Source organism: Geodermatophilus sp. SYSU D01045, assembly GCF_054050295.1.
This window is the reverse complement of the sequence record NZ_JBJGZB010000016.1, coordinates 12,552-28,872: the sequence shown is the minus strand read 5'-3', so window position 1 is coordinate 28,872 and position 16,321 is coordinate 12,552. Positions and strand designations below refer to the sequence as shown.

Below are 16,321 nucleotides of genomic sequence, written 5' to 3'. Positions count from 1 at the left end.
CCGTGTCCCGCCTCGACGAGTTCAACAGCGAGCCCGCCGACGCCGCCGTCGAGGCGCTGCGCGGCTGCAACGCCGCACCGCGCTTCGCCGCCGAGCTGGTCGCCGGCCGCCCGTTCCCCGACGCCGACACCCTCGTCCGCCGGGCCGGGGAGGTGGCGCGCTCCCTGCCGTGGGACGAGGTGCAGCTGGCGCTGGTCGCGCACCCGCGGATCGGTGACCGGGTGGAGGGCTCCTCGGCCGAGGCTGCGGCGTCCCGCCGCGAGCAGGGCTCGATGGGCGGCGCCGACGACGGCACGCGCGCCGCGATCGTCGAGGGCAACCGCGCCTACGAGGAGCGGTTCGGGCACGTCTACCTGATCCGCGCGGCCGGGCGGTCGCCGGAGGAGGTGCTCGCCGAGCTGCGCCGCCGGCTGGGCAACGACGACGACGCCGAGCGGGCCGAGGTGGTCGAGCAGCTGGCCCAGATCAGCGAGCTGCGGGTGCGCGGACTGGTCGACGCGTGAGCATCTCCACGCACGTGCTCGACGCCGTCGCGGGGCGGCCGGCCGCGGGCATCGCCGTCCGGCTGTTCGCGGGCGGCGACCTGCTCGCCGAGGGCACGACCGACGCCGACGGCCGCTGCCGGCTGACCGAGGAGGCCACCGTCGCCGGCCCGCACCGGCTGGTGTTCGCCACCGGTCCCTGGTTCGCCGGGCGCGGGGCGGACGCCTTCTGGCCGGAGGTGACGCTGACCTTCGCCGTCACCGCACCCGCGGAGCACCACCACGTGCCGCTGCTGCTCTCCCCGTTCGCCTACTCCACCTACCGCGGGAGCTAGGCGCGCCACGTTCCACGTGCAACACCGGCGCAACGGGTGTGCGGCAGGCTGCGCGCATGGCGATCGTGCTCGGACCCAACCAGTACGGGAAGGCGGAGGTCCGCGTGGTCGCGGTCGACCGCAGCTCCCCCCGGCACGAGCTCGTCGACCTCAACGTCAGCACCAGCCTGCGCGGGGACTTCACCGCCGCGCACACGCGGGGCGACAACGCGCACGTCCTGACCACCGACGCGCAGAAGAACACCGTGTTCGCCTTCGCCCGCGACGGCGTCGGCTCCCCGGAGGCGTTCGGCCTGCGGCTGGCCCGCCACCTCGCCGGGTCCTACGGGTGGATCACCGGCGCCCGGGTGGCCCTGGAGTCCTACGGCTGGGAGCGGATCGCCGTCGGCGGGCAGGCGCACGACCACGCGTTCCGCCGGCCCGGCGGGGAGGTGCGGACGGCGGTGGTCACCGTGGACGGGGACGACGCGCACGTGCTGGCCGGCCTGTCCGACCTCGTCGTCCTCAAGACCACCGGCTCGGAGTTCCGGGGCTTCCCGCGCGACCGGTACACGACCCTGGCCGAGACCCGCGACCGGATCCTCGCCACCGCGGTCACCGCCCGCTGGCGGTACACGTCGGCCGACCTCGACTGGTCCGCGGTGTTCGCCGGCGTCCGGACGACGCTGCTCGAGGCGTTCGCCGCCACGCACTCCCTCGCGCTGCAGCAGACGCTGTACCGGATGGGCGAGGCGGTGCTCGAGGCCTTCCCCGACGTCGCCGAGGTGCGGATGTCGATGCCGAACCGGCACCACTTCCTGCAGGACCTCTCGGCGTACGGCCTGGACAACACCCCCGGTCCGGACCGCCCCGTCGTCTACCACGCCGACGACCGCCCCTACGGGCTCATCGAGGGCGCCGTCCTCCGCGACGACGTCCCGCCCGCCGAGGTCGCGTGGCTGGGCACGCCGGGCTTCTGCTGAGGTGGGGGCCGTGAGCGACGAGCGCGAGGTCCTGACCTACGAGCTGTTCGGCACCGCGGCCCGCGAGCTGGCCCAGCAGGTCGCCGACGACGGCTTCGAGCCCGACCTGATCCTGTCGATCGCCCGCGGCGGGCTGTTCCTCGGCGGGGCGCTGGGCTACGCGCTCGACGTCAAGAACCTGTTCGTGATGAACGTGGAGTTCTACACCGGCGTGGACGAGCGGCTGGAGCTGCCGGTGGTGCTGCCGCCGACGCTGGACGCCGTCGACCTGACCGGCGCGCGGGTGCTGGTCGCCGACGACGTCGCCGACACCGGCAAGACGCTGGAGCTGGTCCGCGACTTCTGCGCGGGCTACGTCTCCGACGTGCGGACGGCGGTCGTCTACGAGAAGCCGCGCTCGGTGGTCAGCTGCGACTACGTGTGGCGGCGCACCGACCGCTGGATCGACTTCCCGTGGTCGTCCCTGCCGCCGGTGCGCACGCGCAGCACCCGCCCCGCGCACTGATGGTCGTCCTGGAGCCGCTCACCCCGGAGAATGTGCGGGTCGTCTGCGGCCTGCGGGTCGCCCCCGGCCAGGAGCACCTGGTGGCGCCCAACGCCGTCTCGATCGCCGAGGCGTACGTCCACCCACAGGCGTGGTGCCGGGCGGTGCGCCTCGACGGGCGGCTGGTCGGCTTCGTGATGCTCTGGGACTCCCCCGAGGAGCTCGGGCACGTGCTGTGGCGGCTGATGGTCGACGCGTCGGCGCAGGGCCGTGGCGTCGGCCGGCAGGTGGTCGAGCAGGTGGCCGCGTACGTGCGCGCGCAGGGCGTGCCGGAGCTGCGGGTGAGCGTCGTCGACGGCGAGGGCGGCCCGGAGCCGTTCTACCGCTCGCTCGGCTTCGTCCGCACCGGCGAGATGGCCGACGACGAGCCGGTCCTGGTCCTCACCCTCTGACGGGCGCGGCCGTCAGCGGCGGGTGGAGACCGTGACGGTGAACCGGCGGTCGTGCGCGGCCGCGCGGGTCGGGCCGACCAGCCGCCGCAGCGCCGCCCGGTGCGGCAGCCGGTTGTTGTAGACCGCCCACAGCTCCCCGCCCGGCCGCAGCACCCGCGCCGCGGCGGCGAACAGCCGGTCGGCGGCGGCGGTGACGACGGCGGCGCCGAGGTGGAACGGCGGGTTGCAGACGACGAGGTCCACGCCGGCGTCGGGCACGGTCGCGGCGGCGTCGTCGCGCAGGACCGCCACCCGCTCCAGCCCGGCGCGGGCGAGCGTGGCCCGGGCGGAGGCGACCGCGGCGGCCGACTGGTCGGTGGCGGTGACCGCCAGCTCCGGCCGGGAGCGGGCGAGGACGGCGGCGAGCACGCCGGTGCCGCAGCCGAGGTCGAGGGCGGTGCGCGCGTCCGGGGCGGCGTCCCCGAGCGCGGCGACGAGCAGCCGGGTGCCCTCGTCGACCCGGGCGCCGGCGAACGCGGCGCCGTGCGCGCAGACGTCGAGGCCGAGGGCGTCGTCGTGCCGGCAGCGGGGGAAGGACGGCGTGACGCCGGGCCGCGGCCCGCGGGCGACGAGCACCCGCGACTTCTGCCGGGCGAGGGTGGCCGAGACCTCGCCGAACCCGGCACGGAGCACGTCGTTCATGCCGAGCGTCATGTGCTTGACCCGCCCGCCGACGAGCACGGTGACGTCCGGTGCGGCCGCGGCGGCGGCCAGCTCGGCCAGCTCGCGCAGCGCGTCGAGGGCCTTGGGCGCGCGGGCGAGGACGAGCGTCGCGCCGTCGAACAGGTCCGCGTCCAGTTCCCCGGTCCGGTAGGTGCCGGTCAGGCCGGTGCGCCCGGCGTTGAGGGCCAGCGCCCGCTCGCCGACCAGCAGGTCCTGGGCCACCCGGACGTCGCGTGCCCCGGCCGCGACCGCGCCGAGGGTGAGCGCGCCGTACGCGTCGTCGACGACGACCACCCGCTGCCGGGGCAGGTCCTCCGCGGTGTCGAGCAGCAGCCGGTCGGTGGCGTCGACGGCGACCAGGTCCGGCGCCTCGACGTCGGGCTCCCGCCGCAGCTGCGCGAGGACCTCGGCGGCAGAGATGGCCATCTCCGCCCGGTTCACCGGGCCGGGGTGGCGGCGACGAACGAGGCGACCACCCGGCCCAGCTCCGGGCCGACGTCCTCCTGGAGGAAGTGCCCGCCGCCGCGCAGGGTCGTGTGCGGCATCCCCTGCGCGCCGGGCACCAGCCGCTGGAAGACGCGGTCGCCGCCGCCGGTGATCGGGTCGGAGTCGGAGAACGCGGTGAGCAGCGGCTTCTCCCAGCGGGTGAGGACCTCCCACGCGGCGCGGTTGGCGGCCGCGGCGGGGTCGTCGGGCGCCGTCGGCACCAGGCTCGGGAAGACGCGGGCGCCGGCCTTGGACGCCTCGTCGGGGAACGGCGCGTCGTAGGCGGCGACCACCTCGGGCGGCAGGTCGGTGACCGTGCCGTTGGCCACGACCCGGCCGACGTCGAAGGCCCGCGCGGTCGCGGCGAACCGCTGCCAGGCGAGGAACGCCTCGCTCATGGGGACGTCGCCGGTGGGCAGGCCGGTGTTGGCGACGACGAGCCGCGCGAACCGGTCGGGGTTCTCGGCCGCCAGGCGCAGGCCGACCAGCCCGCCCCAGTCCTGGCCGACCAGCGTGACCCCGACCAGGCCCAGGCCCTCGAACAGCGCCTGGCGCATCCACTCGACGTGCGCCGCGTAGCTGTAGGCGGCCGGGTCGGTGGGCTTGTCGGAGCGGCCGAAGCCGACCAGGTCCGGGGCGACGACGCGCAGCCCGGCGGCGGTGAGCTCCGGGATGACGTGCCGCCAGAGGAAGGACCAGGACGGCTCGCCGTGCAGCAGGACGACGACCTCGCCGCCGGCCGGGCCGACGTCGACCACCGCGACCCGCAGCGGCGTGCCGTCCCCGCCGTCGAAGGTGACGTACGTGGGCGGGTACGGGAAGTCCGGCAGCGCGGCGAACCGCTCCTCCGGCGTGCGGACGACGTCCATTCCCGACCTCCCGAGGCAGTGGAAGCTCTGCGCACGTGCAGCGGCGCGTGACGTGCGTAGAGCTTCCTATGCCGTGGAAGTCGGACGCCGACGACCCGGCGGCGCGACCGCGTCCGGGCGGCGGCAGGATCAGCCGCGGACCCGGATCGACGACGCAGGGAGCGACCGTGACCGTCACCGCCCGCGAGTGGCACCTGGCCGCCCGTCCCCACGGCGAGCCCACCCCCGACGACTTCCGGCTGGTCGAGGTCGAGCACCCGGACCCGGCCGAGGGCCAGGTGGTGGTGCGGATGGTCGCCATGTCGGTGGACCCCTACATGCGCGGGCGGATGCGGCTGGGCCCCTCCTACGCGGCGCCGTGGGAGGTCGGCGAGGTGATGAAGGGCGGCGCCGTCGGCCGCGTCGTCGAGTCCCGCTCCCCTGACGTCCCCGAGGGCGCGCTGGTGCTCACCGACGCCGCCTGGCGCGACGTCGCCGTCCTCGACGCCCGCCACGTCCGGCAGCTGCCGGCCACCGAGGACCTGCCGCTCACCTACTCCCTCGGCGTCCTCGGCATGCCGGGACACACCGCCTGGGCCGGGCTGTTCCGGGTCGGCGCCTTCCGCGAGGGCGACGCCGTGTTCGTCTCCGGTGCGGCGGGCGCGGTGGGCAGCGCGGTCGGCCAGTTCGCGAAGCTGCGCGGCGCCTCGGCGGTCGTCGGCAGCGCGGGCAGCCCGGACAAGGTGGCCTGGCTGCGCGAGATCGGCTTCACCGCCGCCTTCGACTACCACGACGGCCGCGTGAAGGACCTGCTCGCGGAGGCCGCGCCCGACGGCATCGACGTCTACTTCGACAACGTCGGCGGCGAGCACCTCGACGCCGCACTGGGCGCGCTGCACGTGCACGGGCGGGCGGTCATCTGCGGCTCGATCTCGAACTACAACGCCACCGAGACGGTGCCCGGGCCGAAGAACTTCAGCTCGCTGATGATCGCCAAGCGGCTGGCGGTCAGCGGCCTGCTCGTCAGCGACCACACCGACCTGTACCGCGAGTTCGCCGAGACGGTGTCCGGCTGGATCCGGTCGGGGCAGCTCGCCGTCCGCGAGACGGTCTACGAGGGCCTGGAGAACGCCGTCCCGGCCTTCCTCGACCTGCTCAAGGGAGCCAACACCGGGAAGATGGTCGTCCGGCTCGCGCCCGACCCCGATTGAGGCGGGACGGCACCGGGAAGGGGCCGGACATGTGGTTGCTCCTCACCCGCCGGTTGCGGGTCTGGTTCATCGTGACCGTCCTCGTCCCGCTGGGCACCGGGCTGCTCCGGCGCGCCGGGCTCGCCCTCGAGCGGCGGACCGGGCCGACCCAGCTCAGCCGCGGCCTGCTGCGGGCCGGCGACCTCGGCGACCGGGCGCGGGCCCGGATGCGCGGCGGTGGCCGACGGCGCCGGTGACCACCGCGGAACGGGTCCCGGCCCTCGACCACACCCCGGCGACCGCGCCCACCCGCGCGGTCGCCGTCTTCGCGCACGGCGGCACGGTGAGCAGTGTCGAGCCGCCGCGGGAGCGGGCGCTGTCGCTGGTGCGGATGCGGGCGATCCAGGAGGCGGTGTCCCGCGCCGCGGCCGGCCGGGGCGTGGAGACCTACCTGGTCCGCTACCGCGTGGCGGGCTGGAACGGCGCCGCCGCCGACGCGCACGCCGACGTCCGCTGGGCGCTGGACCGGGTGCGCGAGCGGCACGGCGACGTCCCGGTGGTGCTGGTCGGGCACTCGATGGGCGGCCGGGCGGTGCTGCGCGCGGGCGACGACCCGTCGGTGACCGCGGTCTGCGGGCTGGCGCCGTGGACGCCGCCGGGCGAGCCGGTCGGCCACCTGCGCGGCCGCACCGTCGTCCTCGCCCACGGCCGCGGCGACCGCTGGGTGCCGGCGCGGCTGTCGGCGGACTTCGCCACGCGGGCGCACCGGGCCGGCGCGCGGGTCGCGCGGTTCACCCTGCCCGGCGGGCACGGCATGCTGCGCCGGGTCGGCCGGTGGCACGGCCTGGTCCGCGACGTCGTCCTGGCCGGGGCCGGGCTGGCCCCGTGGCGCGCCGACCTGGGGGACGCTCTGGGCGCCCCGGACGGGGAGGGGCTCGCCGTCCCGCTGTGAGGCGGCGCCCGAGGACAGGGAGCGCGCGTGGAGGAAGTGCTCGCCGACGTCGTCGGCGTCATGGTCACCGTCGTCGAGGCGTGCGGGGCCGTGGTCATCTTCGCCGGCGCGCTGTGGGCCTTCGCCCGCTTCCTGTGGGTGGGGCTGCGCCGCGGCGGGACGTCGGCCTTCGTGCCGGTCCGGCTCACCCTGGGCCGGTTCCTCGCCCTGGGCCTGGAGTTCCAGCTGGCCAGCGACGTGCTGCGGACGGCGGTCGCGCCGAGCTTCCGCGAGCTCGGCCAGCTGGCCGCGGTCGCGGCGATCCGCACGGCGCTGAACTACTTCCTCTCGAAGGAGATCGCCGAGGAGCGGCGGCAGGTGGCCGAGGAGACCGGTGCGCCGGCGCCCGACCCGGCGTCGGCGGAGCACCGCGGGCGCGGGGTGTGACCTCGCTCGGTCCTGTCCCCGGGCTGCTCGCCCTCGGCGTGAGCGGGCTCGCCCTGGTCGCCGGGGTGGTGACCCTCGTGGGCACCCGGAGCCCGCGCCTGGCCCTCGCGGTGTTCCTGGACCTCCTGCTCGCGGCCGGGTTGCTGCGCCTGGCGGTCGAGCCGACGTGGTCGTCGGTGGGCACGGCGGCCGCTGTCGTCGCGCTGCGCCGGGTGATCGGCGCGGGCCTGCGGGCCGGGGGCCGGGCCCTGTCCCCGGCGGCCGTGACACGGCCCGGTCCGGGTCGCCAGCCTCCCCGCCCGTGACTGCCGGGTCGGCCCCGCGCCGCGCACGGAGCGGGTCCCCGGCCGCCGGGTGAGCCCGCGGCGGGCCCGGAGACCGCCTCCCTCGTCCTGTCCCCCGCCCCTTCCCGCACCACCCCGGACAGGACACGCATGACCCATCCCCTCGGCGCCGAGCGGCGCCGCGTCCACGACACCCTCCGCGCCGACCTCCGCGCCCTGCAGGCAGCCGCGGCCGGCGCCTTCCCCGCACTCGGATCTGGTCCCCGGCTTCTCCGACCCGGACCTGCGGCTGGTCACCAGCGGCCCGGTTCCCGCCGCCGACGCCGTGCGGCTGCGCGCCGCGCTGGACGGCGCCGTCAGCTGCGGCTGCGGGTCACGCGGCTCGAACCGGCGGTGCGGGCGGTCCTGGTACGCGCCGGGGGCCGGCCGGTCGAGGTCTGGGCGACCGGCCGGCCCGGATCGCTCGACGCCTGGCGAGGTCAGGACCGGCCCGCGCGGTCCTCGGGGACCTGTGGGCCGGCGCCCCCGACGGCGACGTCGGCGACCGGGTGCTGGGCCTGCTGGACGCGCTGGTTCAGGAGAACAGCGCGCTGTAGCCGTTGAGCGCGGGCTGGCCGCCGAGGTGGGCGTAGAGCACCGTCGACGACGGGTCGATCTCGCGGCGGCCGACCAGGTCGATCGTCGCGGCCATCGACTTCCCCTCGTACACCGGGTCGGTGACCATGCCCTCGGTGCGGGCGGCGGTCTCCATCGCGCGGATCGTCGTCGCGTCGGGGATGCCGTAGACGCCGGCGTGGTAGCGCTCGTCGAGCTCGACGTCGTCGAGGGTCAGCTCGCGCCGCACGCCGATCGCCCGCGCGGTCCGCTGGGCGATGCGCAGCACCTGGTCGCGGGTCTCGGCGGGCTCGGCAGAGGCGTCGACGCCAAGCAGCCGGCGCGGCCGGCCGCCCTGCTCCTCGAGCAGCGCGAACCCGGCGACCATCCCGGCCTGCGTGGACCCGGTGACCGAGCAGACGACGACGGTGTCGAAGAAGACGCCCAGCTCGGCCTCCTGCTGCGCCACCTCCAGCGCCCAGTTCGCGAAGCCGTGCCCGCCGAGCGGGTGGTCGCTGGCGCCGGCCGGGATGGCGTAGGGCTTGCCGCCGCGGGCCTCGATCTCGGCGAGCGCGGACTCCCAGCTCTCCTTGAACCCGATGCCGAACCCGGCCCTCACCAGCCGCACGTCGGCGCCGGCCAGGCGGCTGACCAGGATGTTGCCGACCTTGTCGTAGACGGCGTCGGGCCAGTCCACCCAGCTCTCCTGCACCAGCACGCAGGACAGCCCGACGTGGGCGGCGACGGCGGCCACCTGGCGGGTGTGGTTGCTCTGCACGCCGCCGATCGAGACGAGGGTGTCGCAGCCCCGGGCGAGCGCGTCGGCCACGAGGTACTCGAGCTTGCGGGTCTTGTTGCCGCCGTAGGCGATCCCGGAGTTGCAGTCCTCCCGCTTGGCCCACACCGCGGCCCCGCCGAGGTGCGCGGTGAGGCGGTCCAGCCGGTGCACCGGCGAGGGCCCGAACAGCAGCGGGTGCCGCGGGAAGTCAGCCAGCGTGGTCATCGGTCTCCTCCAGTTCGGACAGCAGCGCCGTCCAGATCGCGGTGGTCGTGGCGACGGCGGTGTCGACGTCGGCCGCACCGCAGGCGGCGATGAGGCGCTCGTGCAGGCCGACCGACTCCCTCCCGTGCGCCGCCGCGAAGCGGGCGCGCTCCAGCCGGCGGATCGCCGGGGTGAAGCGCTCGACGGTCGCCGTCAGGGCGGCGTTGCCGGCGCGGGCGAGCAGCACGGCGTGCAGGTCGTCGTCGGCGGCCAGCGCGGCGTCGACGTCCCCGGACCGGACCGCCTCGGCGAACCTCTCGTTGGCCGCCCGCATCGCCGCGAGGTCCGCGCCGGTCACCCGGCCGGCCGCCTCCCGGGCGGCGAGCTCGTGCATCGCCCGGACCACGACGGCGGCGTCGCGCACCTGCGCCGGGCGCAGCGGGGTGACCCGGGTGTGGCTCTGCGGCTTGGCCTCGACCAGCCCCTCGTCGACGAGCCGGCTGAGCGCGGCGCGCACGGGCGCCACCGACAACCCGAGGCGGGCGGCCAGCTCGGCGTCCTTGACCACGGCGCCGGGGGAGAGCTCGCCGCTGACGATGGCGGCCCGGATGCGGGCCAGCGCCTGGTCGCGCAGGAGCACCCGGCCGATGGGAGCCAGCGGTGCGGGCACAACTGACATCTCAGATGTCAGAGCGACCGTCGTCAAGTGCCCATAGCGCGACAAAGGCGCCTTCCGTGCGGTCGGTGGCAGGCGCGGGCCTCGTCGGGAAGGGGTGTCGAGCCGCAGGATCACGGGCGTGGACTGGAGCACCGAGCCCGCCGAGGCCGCCGCGCACTTCGCCCGCCGACTGGCCGTGGAAACCGACGTGTCCGACGTGCACGCCGCCCTGGAGACCGGGGACCCGGGGTTCGTGCTGCTCGACAGCCGCAGTGGGGAAGCGTGGGACCAGGGGCACGTGCCCGGCGCGCTGCACCTGCCCGGCCGGGAGGTGGCGGCGCGCGCGGAGGCCGAGCTGGACCGGTCCGTCCCGGTGGTCACCTACTGCTGGGGCCCGGGCTGCAACGGCGCCACCCGCGCGGCGCTCGCGCTGGCGCTGCTCGGCTACCGGGTGCGGGAGATGATCGGCGGCTTCGAGTACTGGGCGCGGGAGGGGCTGCCGGTGCAGACCGCGGACGGCCTCACCCGCCCGGACGCCGACCCGCTGACCGCGCCGGTCAGCTGCGGGTGCTGAGGTCGGGGACGTCGTCGTCGGCCAGGCGGGCCCACAGCAGCTCGTCGCGCTTGACGCCGTCGCCGTAGCGGAACGAGCGGCGCAGCCGGCCCTCGAAGGTGAAGCCGGCCTTCTCCGCCACCCGGCCCGACGCCGGGTTCTCCACCGCGTGCACCAGCTCCACCCGGTCGACCGGCAGCGTGACGAAGCCCCAGCGCAGCGCGGCGTCGACGGCGCGCGGCGCCACGCCGCGGCCGCGGGCGGCGGGCACCGTCCAGTAGCCGACCTCGGCGTCGCCCTGGTCGAGATCGATCGAGTGCAGGTTCACCGAGCCGAGCAGCCGGCCGTCAGCGGCGTCGACGACGGCCCAGGCGGCGATCCGCCCGCTGCTCCAGTCGGCGCGGCGGGCGACCCAGATCCGGGCGTCCTCGAGCGTGGCCACCCGGCCCGGATTGCTCCAGACGGACGTGGCCGGGTCGGTGAGGGCGGCGTGGACGGCCCCGGCGTCGCCGACCCGCCACGGGCGCAGCCGCAGCGGGCCGGCGGGCACCTCGACGGGGGCGGGGACGACGTCGGTCACGCCCCCGATCGTGCCGGAGGGCTCAGTCCTCCCCGGAGCCCGGCTCGGCCATCTTGCGGTTGAGCTTGGCCGCCACGTTGCCCGGCGTGATCGCCGACAGCCGGCCCATCGCCTTGCTGGCCAGCGACCCGGCGAACACCGACGCCTCGCCCTTCATCAGGCCCTCGAAGCCCTGCCGGGCGACCTGCGCCGGGTCGTCCTTGGCGTCGGTGGCGCCGAGCCGGGTGTCGGTGAGGTCGCCGCGGTCGAAGAACTCGGTGTCGGTGGGCCCGGGCAGCAGGGCGGTCACGCTGACGCCGCGGTCGGAGAGCTCCTCGCGCAGCGACAGCGCCAGGTGCTGGGTGAACGCCTTGCTCGCGCCGTAGACGGCCTGGAAGGGCTGCGGCGCCTGCGAGGCCACCGACGAGGTGATGAGGATCCGGCCCTCGCCGCGGGCGGCCATGTCCTGGGCGACGGCCTTGCCGACGTGCACGGTCGAGCCGCAGTTGAGCGCCACGATCTCCAGCTCGCGCGCCAGGTCGGTGTCGGTGAACGCCCCGCCGACGCCGACGCCCGCGTTCAGCGCGGCGGCGGCCAGTGGGCGTCCGGCGCCGCGGACGGCCGCCACCAGCAGCTCGCAGCCCTCGTACCGCGACAGGTCGGCGCGGACCGGCGAGACGTGCGCGCCCGCCCCTCGCAGCGTCTCGGCGGCGGCGTCCAGCTCGTCGTCCTCGGCCGCGATCACCAGGTCGAAGCCGTTCTCGGCGAACTGCCGGGCCAGCTCCAGGCCGATGCCGCTGGAGGCGCCGGTGACGAGGGCGAGGGGGCGTTCGGTGGGCAGGGTCACGGGGACTCCCGGGGTCGGTCGCGGCTGCGGTCGCCCTCGGTCATGCCCGATCCGGCGGGGTCCGACCCGTCCGCTCAGACCACGGCGGAGACCCCGATCCCGCCGCGGGTGTCGGCGCCGTGGCGGGCGATCTCGGCGTCGAGGTCCAGCGGGCGGGTCGTCATGCCCTGCGCGCGGACGTCGTCGGTGATGCGGTCGGCCGGGAGCAGCCAGGAGACCTCGAACTCCAGGCCGTCGGGGTCCTGGGCGTAGAGGGCCTTGGTGGTGGCGTGGTCGGAGGCGCCGACCAGCGCCCCGGCGGCGGCCAGCGTGTCGCGGACCCGGGCCAGCTCGGCGAGGGTGTCCACCTCCCAGGCCAGGTGGTAGAGGCCGACGGTCGCGCGGCCGGCCTGCGACGGGCCGGCGTCGGCGCCGGCGGCGAACAGGCCGAGGTCGTGGTCGTTGGTCGACCCCTCGGCCTGCAGGAACACCGCCCGGCCGGGGATCTCCGCCTTGATCCGGAAGCCGAGGACGTCGCGGTAGAAGGCGGTGCTGCGCTCGACGTCGCGGACGTAGAGGACGGCGTGGTTGAGGCGCTGGACCGGCATCGCGGGCTCCTGGTGCGGGGAGGACGGGTGGCCCTCCGCGGAGGTGCACCCCCAGTGTCACCCCGGGTCGATGAACGTTCAAGCAGTTGCCTCCGGCGGGCTCCGGGTAGGGGGAGCCCATGGACCACTCGCGCGCGCCCGTCCTCGAGGCCCTGCAGGAGTTCCGCCGCCGCGGCGACGTCGTCTTCGGCCCGCCCGGGCACCGGCAGGGTCGCGGGGTGGACCCGCGGGTGCTCGAGGTCGTCGGCGCCGACGTCTTCCGCAGCGACGTCCTGTCGCTCAACGGGCTCGACGACCGGCGGGAGTCGCAGGGCGTGGTCACCCAGGCCGAGGACCTCATGGCCGACGCCGTCCACGCGGACCGGGCGTTCTTCTCCACCTGTGGCAGCTCGCTGTCGGTCAAGAGCGCCATGATCTCCGTGGCCGGGCCGGGCGAGACCATGCTGGTCAGCCGCAACGCGCACAAGTCGGTGGTCGCGGGGCTCGTCATCAGCGGCATCCGGCCGGTCTGGGTGCACCCGCACTTCGACGCCGGGCGGCAGCTGGCCCACCCGCCGGAGCCCGAGGACGTCCGCCGCGCGCTCGACGCCCACCCCGAGGCCAAGGGCATGCTGCTCATCACCCCGACCGACTGGGGCACCTGCGCCGACGTCGCCGGCGTCGCGGACGTGCTGCACGAGCGCGACCTGCCGCTGGTCGTCGACGAGGCCTGGGGCGCCCACCTCCCCTTCTCCCCCGACCTCCCGGCCTGGGGCGTGGACGCCGGCGCCGACGTCGTGGTGACCAGCGTGCACAAGATGGGCGGGGCGGTCGAGCAGTCGTCGGTCTTCCACCTCCGCGGCGACCGGGTGGACCCGCAGGTGCTCAAGGCGCGCGAGGACCTGCTCGGGACGACGAGCTCCTCGTCGCTGGTCTACCTGACCCTCGACGGCTGGCGGCGGCAGATGGTCGAGCACGGCCGCGAGCTGCTGGGCGCGGCGGTCGAGCGGGCCGGCCGGATCGCCGGGCGGGTCCGGGAGCTGCCGGGAGTCCGGCTGATGGGCCGCGAGGTGGTCGGGCCCGGGATGGCCTTCGACCTCGACCCGCTGGTCCTCACGGTCGACGTCCGGGGGCTGGGCATCACCGGTTACCAGGCCGGCGACTGGCTGCGCACCGAGCGGCACGTCGACGTCGGCTCGGCCGACGCCTGCCGGATCAGCGCCCGGATCACCCACGCCGACGACGACGGGACGGAGGCGACGCTGGTCGAGGCGCTGCGCGCGCTGGTCGACGGCGCGGGCGCGATGGAGCGCCCGCCGCGGGTGGACCTGCCCGAGCCGCGCGCGCTGGAGCTGGAGAACGCGATGACCCCGCGGGACGCCTTCTTCGGCCGCGTCGAGCAGGTGCCGATCGCCGAGGCCGCCGGCCGCGTCGTCGCGGAGATGGTCAGCCCCTACCCGCCGGGCGTGCCGGTGCTGGCACCCGGCGAGCGGGTCAGCCAGGAGGCGCTGGACTACCTGACCAGCGGGGTGGCGGCCGGGATGCTCGTCCCGGACGCGGCCGACCCGACGATGAAGAGCCTGCGGGTCGTCATCGAGTGAGTGGTCCGACGGTCACGGTCGCGGTCGACGACCTCCTGCGCCCGCTGCTGCCCGCCCGCGACCGGGCCGCCGGGCGGCGGGTGCTCGCCGCCGACCCCGACGCGACCGCCGGCCACCTGGTCCAGGCCGCCGGCGTCCCGCTGACCGAGGTGGGCGAGCTGCTGGTCGACGGCGTCCCCCTGCCCCGGGACGCGCGGCCGCCGCCCGGCGCGACCGTCGTCGTCCGCCCCGCCGCCCGGCCCCAGCCGGTGCCGGCCGGGGGATTCCTGCTCGACGTCGGGCTCGGCGCCCTGGCCCGCCGGATGCGGCTGCTGGGCCTGGACACCGCGTGGTCGCCGGAGGTCCGCGCGCCCGACGCCGACGACGCCGAGCTGGTCGCCGCCGCCGTCGCCGAGGACCGGGTGCTGCTCACCCAGGACCGCGGGCTGCTCATGCGCCGCGCGCTGCCCGCGGGCGCGTGGGTGCGCGGCGCGACGCCCGACGAGCAGCTCGCCGACGTCCTCGATCGCTTCCGGCCGCCCCTGGCCCCGCTCACCCGCTGCCCGGCCTGCAACGGCGTGCCGGTCGCCGTCGACGCCGCCGCGGTGGCCGGCGAGCTGGAGCCGGGCACCCGGCGGACGGCGACCGACTTCTCCCGCTGCCCGCGCTGCGGACGCGTCTACTGGCGCGGGGCGCACGCCCGCCGGATCGACGCCCTCGTCGAGCGCGCGCGGCGCCTCACCGCCGGCTGACCCAGGACAGCCTCACCTCGGCCCGCGGGGGCCACGTCCTGGCCCCACCGTGACACCCGGGGCGGGCAGACCCGGGGGCAGGAACCCCGTCCCGTCCCCTGCGAGGCCCCCGTGTACCTGTCGAAGACCGAGGCCGCCGTCCTGCCGACGACGCTCGTCGGCACCCCCAAGACGCCCCCGCCGGCCGCCACCGGGCGCCGGCGGGTCTGGCCGCTGCTCGGCCCGGCCTTCGTCGCCGCCGTCGCCTACGTCGACCCCGGCAACTTCGCCACCAACTTCTCCGGCGGCGCCTCGTTCGGCTACACGCTGCTGTGGGTGATCGTCGCCGCCAACCTCATGGCGATGCTCATCCAGAGCCTCACCGCCAAGCTGGGCCTGGCCACCGGCCGCGACCTCGCCACCAACTGCCGGGAGCGGCTGCCGCGGCCGGTCACCCGGGGGCTGTGGCTGCAGGCCGAGGCGGTCGCCATCGCCACAGACCTCGCCGAGATCGTCGGCGGCGCGGTGGCGCTGAACCTGCTGTTCGGGGTGCCGCTGCCGGTCGGCGGGGTCATCACCGCCGTCGTCGCCTTCGTCCTGCTCGGCGCCCAGTCGCGGGGGCACCGGCCGTTCGAGCGGGTCATCACCGGGCTGCTGCTGGTCATCGGGCTGGGCTTCGGCTACACGCTCGTCGGGTCGGGGGTCGACGCCGGCGGGCTGGCCGGCGGCATGGTGCCCTCCTTCGACGGCCCGGAGAGCCTGGTGCTGGCCGCCGGCATCCTCGGCGCCACGGTCATGCCGCACGTCATCTACGTGCACTCGGCGCTGACCCCGGGCCGCTACGGTGACGTCGTCACCGCGGGGCGGACCGAGCAGGGACGGCGCCGGCTGCTGCGGGCCCAGCGGATCGACGTCCTGGTCGCCATGGGGCTGGCCGGGCTGGTCAACGCGGCGATGCTCGTGATCGCCGCGCAGCTGTTCACCGCCGACGACGGCATCGCGTCGCTGGAGAGCGTGCACGCCGGCCTCGGCGACCAGCTGGGCGCCGGCGCGGCGCTGGCCTTCGCCGTCGCGCTGCTGGCCAGCGGGTTCGCCTCCTCCTCGGTGGGCACGCACGCCGGCCAGGTCGTGATGGCCGGGTTCCTCAAGCGGCACGTCCCGGTGCTGGTCCGCCGGCTGGTCACCCTGGCCCCGGCGCTCGCGGTGCTCGTGCTGGGCGGCGACCCGACGACGGCGCTGGTCTGGTCGCAGGTCGTGCTCAGCTTCGGCATCCCGTTCGCGCTCGTGCCGCTGCTGTGGCTGACCAGCCGCCGCGACCTCATGGGCGGCTGGGTGAACCGCCGGGTCACCACGGTGGCGGGCTCGGTGGTCGCGCTGCTGATCATCGGCCTCAACGCCCACCTGCTCGCGGGCCTGGTCCTCTGAACCGGCCGCGGCCGTCAGGCGGGTTCGGGGACACCGCCGGGGTCGCCGCCGGGGTCGTCCGGCGTCGGCTCGACCGGCGCCGGCGGCAGGGGTTCCGGCGCATCGGGGAGCAGCTCGCCCGGGTCGTCGGGGACCGGCTCGGTCGGGTCCAGGGGCGGGTCCGGCTCGGGGATGGGCGCGACCATCCACCGAGTCAACCAGCGGGTCCGGTCACCCGCGACGC

The 16,321-nt window shown here is 76.3% G+C and carries 22 protein-coding genes; 14 read left to right on the top strand and 8 right to left on the bottom strand.

Annotated features, from left to right (window positions below; translation table 11 throughout):
* The first annotated feature begins 2 nt into the window (after window positions 1–2).
* Genes uraD through ACI798_RS14705 form a run of 5 tightly spaced genes read left to right on the top strand, consistent with a single transcriptional unit; the run spans window position 3 to window position 2,715 of the window.
* Entirely contained in the window at window positions 3–503 is a 501-nt protein-coding gene (uraD, locus tag ACI798_RS14725; protein ID WP_456940334.1) for a 2-oxo-4-hydroxy-4-carboxy-5-ureidoimidazoline decarboxylase, read from the top strand.
* A complete protein-coding gene (uraH, locus tag ACI798_RS14720; protein ID WP_456940335.1) occupies window positions 500–817 on the top strand; it encodes a hydroxyisourate hydrolase in 318 nt (105 codons plus the stop codon). The genes uraD and uraH overlap by 4 nt, the downstream gene beginning before the upstream one ends.
* Before the next feature lie 56 nt (window positions 818–873).
* The gene (pucL, locus tag ACI798_RS14715) at window positions 874–1,779 is read left to right on the top strand and encodes a factor-independent urate hydroxylase (RefSeq protein ID WP_457048250.1); all 906 of its coding nucleotides are present in this window, start codon (window positions 874–876) and stop codon (window positions 1,777–1,779) included.
* 10 nt (window positions 1,780–1,789) lie between these two features.
* Window positions 1,790–2,284 carry a phosphoribosyltransferase gene (locus ACI798_RS14710; protein ID WP_456940337.1) on the top strand — a complete coding sequence of 165 codons (495 nt, stop codon included), beginning with the start codon at window positions 1,790–1,792 and terminating at the stop codon, window positions 2,282–2,284.
* Window positions 2,284–2,715, top strand: coding sequence for a GNAT family N-acetyltransferase (locus ACI798_RS14705; RefSeq protein ID WP_457048249.1), 432 nt, complete (start codon window positions 2,284–2,286; stop codon window positions 2,713–2,715). Before ACI798_RS14710 ends, ACI798_RS14705 begins: the two co-directional genes overlap by 1 nt.
* A 12-nt stretch (window positions 2,716–2,727) precedes the next feature.
* Here the strand turns inward: ACI798_RS14705 and ACI798_RS14700 are convergent, their stop codons facing one another.
* Both ACI798_RS14700 and ACI798_RS14695 read right to left on the bottom strand, forming a co-directional pair.
* Window positions 2,728–3,843, bottom strand: a complete 1,116-nt coding sequence (locus ACI798_RS14700) for a class I SAM-dependent methyltransferase (protein WP_456940339.1) — start codon at window positions 3,841–3,843, stop codon at window positions 2,728–2,730.
* A gap of 11 nt (window positions 3,844–3,854) precedes the next feature.
* Window positions 3,855–4,772 (bottom strand): haloalkane dehalogenase, encoded by a 918-nt coding sequence (locus tag ACI798_RS14695; protein WP_457048248.1) that lies wholly within the window; start codon window positions 4,770–4,772, stop codon window positions 3,855–3,857.
* Window positions 4,773–4,939: 167 nt separating this feature from the next.
* Here ACI798_RS14695 and ACI798_RS14690 point away from each other — a divergent pair, with 167 nt between their 5' ends.
* Genes ACI798_RS14690 through ACI798_RS14670 form a run of 5 tightly spaced genes read left to right on the top strand, consistent with a single transcriptional unit; the run spans window position 4,940 to window position 7,624 of the window.
* The gene (locus ACI798_RS14690) at window positions 4,940–5,962 is read left to right on the top strand and encodes an NADP-dependent oxidoreductase (protein WP_456940341.1); all 1,023 of its coding nucleotides are present in this window, start codon (window positions 4,940–4,942) and stop codon (window positions 5,960–5,962) included.
* Between the two features lie 29 nt (window positions 5,963–5,991).
* Window positions 5,992–6,198 (top strand): hypothetical protein, encoded by a 207-nt coding sequence (locus ACI798_RS14685; RefSeq protein ID WP_456940342.1) that lies wholly within the window; start codon window positions 5,992–5,994, stop codon window positions 6,196–6,198.
* Complete coding sequence (locus ACI798_RS14680; protein ID WP_456940343.1) at window positions 6,195–6,893, top strand: alpha/beta fold hydrolase; 699 nt, start codon at window positions 6,195–6,197, stop codon at window positions 6,891–6,893. The genes ACI798_RS14685 and ACI798_RS14680 overlap by 4 nt, the downstream gene beginning before the upstream one ends.
* Before the next feature lie 27 nt (window positions 6,894–6,920).
* Entirely contained in the window at window positions 6,921–7,319 is a 399-nt protein-coding gene (locus ACI798_RS14675) for a DUF1622 domain-containing protein (protein WP_456930389.1), read from the top strand.
* A complete protein-coding gene (locus ACI798_RS14670; protein WP_456940344.1) occupies window positions 7,316–7,624 on the top strand; it encodes a DUF1622 domain-containing protein in 309 nt (102 codons plus the stop codon). The genes ACI798_RS14675 and ACI798_RS14670 overlap by 4 nt, the downstream gene beginning before the upstream one ends.
* A 553-nt stretch (window positions 7,625–8,177) precedes the next feature.
* Here the strand turns inward: ACI798_RS14670 and ACI798_RS14665 are convergent.
* Window positions 8,178–9,200 (bottom strand): 1-aminocyclopropane-1-carboxylate deaminase, encoded by a 1,023-nt coding sequence (locus tag ACI798_RS14665; protein ID WP_457048247.1) that lies wholly within the window; start codon window positions 9,198–9,200, stop codon window positions 8,178–8,180.
* Window positions 9,184–9,849 (bottom strand): GntR family transcriptional regulator, encoded by a 666-nt coding sequence (locus tag ACI798_RS14660; RefSeq protein ID WP_457048246.1) that lies wholly within the window; start codon window positions 9,847–9,849, stop codon window positions 9,184–9,186. Before ACI798_RS14660 ends, ACI798_RS14665 begins: the two co-directional genes overlap by 17 nt.
* A 127-nt stretch (window positions 9,850–9,976) precedes the next feature.
* Here ACI798_RS14660 and ACI798_RS14655 point away from each other — a divergent pair, with 127 nt between their 5' ends.
* On the top strand, window positions 9,977–10,411 hold the full coding sequence (locus ACI798_RS14655; protein WP_456940347.1) for a rhodanese-like domain-containing protein: 435 nt from the start codon (window positions 9,977–9,979) through the stop codon (window positions 10,409–10,411).
* Here ACI798_RS14655 and ACI798_RS14650 read toward each other — a convergent pair.
* The 3 genes from ACI798_RS14650 to ACI798_RS14640 form a co-directional block, all read right to left on the bottom strand.
* Complete coding sequence (locus tag ACI798_RS14650) at window positions 10,395–10,970, bottom strand: GNAT family N-acetyltransferase (RefSeq protein ID WP_457048245.1); 576 nt, start codon at window positions 10,968–10,970, stop codon at window positions 10,395–10,397. The genes ACI798_RS14655 and ACI798_RS14650 overlap by 17 nt on opposite strands.
* 22 nt (window positions 10,971–10,992) lie before the next feature.
* Complete coding sequence (locus tag ACI798_RS14645) at window positions 10,993–11,796, bottom strand: SDR family NAD(P)-dependent oxidoreductase (RefSeq protein WP_457048244.1); 804 nt, start codon at window positions 11,794–11,796, stop codon at window positions 10,993–10,995.
* A gap of 74 nt (window positions 11,797–11,870) precedes the next feature.
* Window positions 11,871–12,383, bottom strand: a complete 513-nt coding sequence (locus tag ACI798_RS14640; RefSeq protein ID WP_456940350.1) for a VOC family protein — start codon at window positions 12,381–12,383, stop codon at window positions 11,871–11,873.
* A gap of 119 nt (window positions 12,384–12,502) precedes the next feature.
* Here ACI798_RS14640 and ACI798_RS14635 point away from each other — a divergent pair, with 119 nt between their 5' ends.
* The 3 genes from ACI798_RS14635 (at window position 12,503) to ACI798_RS14625 (ending at window position 16,098) form a co-directional block, all read left to right on the top strand.
* Window positions 12,503–13,963, top strand: a complete 1,461-nt coding sequence (locus ACI798_RS14635) for an aminotransferase class I/II-fold pyridoxal phosphate-dependent enzyme (protein WP_456940351.1) — start codon at window positions 12,503–12,505, stop codon at window positions 13,961–13,963.
* A complete protein-coding gene (locus ACI798_RS14630; protein WP_456940352.1) occupies window positions 13,960–14,694 on the top strand; it encodes a Mut7-C RNAse domain-containing protein in 735 nt (244 codons plus the stop codon). The genes ACI798_RS14635 and ACI798_RS14630 overlap by 4 nt, the downstream gene beginning before the upstream one ends.
* 111 nt (window positions 14,695–14,805) lie before the next feature.
* Entirely contained in the window at window positions 14,806–16,098 is a 1,293-nt protein-coding gene (locus ACI798_RS14625) for an Nramp family divalent metal transporter (protein WP_456940353.1), read from the top strand.
* A 14-nt stretch (window positions 16,099–16,112) separates the two neighbouring features.
* On the opposite strand, the gene ACI798_RS14620 is transcribed toward ACI798_RS14625, so the two are convergent.
* On the bottom strand, window positions 16,113–16,283 hold the full coding sequence (locus tag ACI798_RS14620) for a hypothetical protein (RefSeq protein ID WP_456936205.1): 171 nt from the start codon (window positions 16,281–16,283) through the stop codon (window positions 16,113–16,115).
* Window positions 16,284–16,321 lie beyond the last annotated feature (38 nt).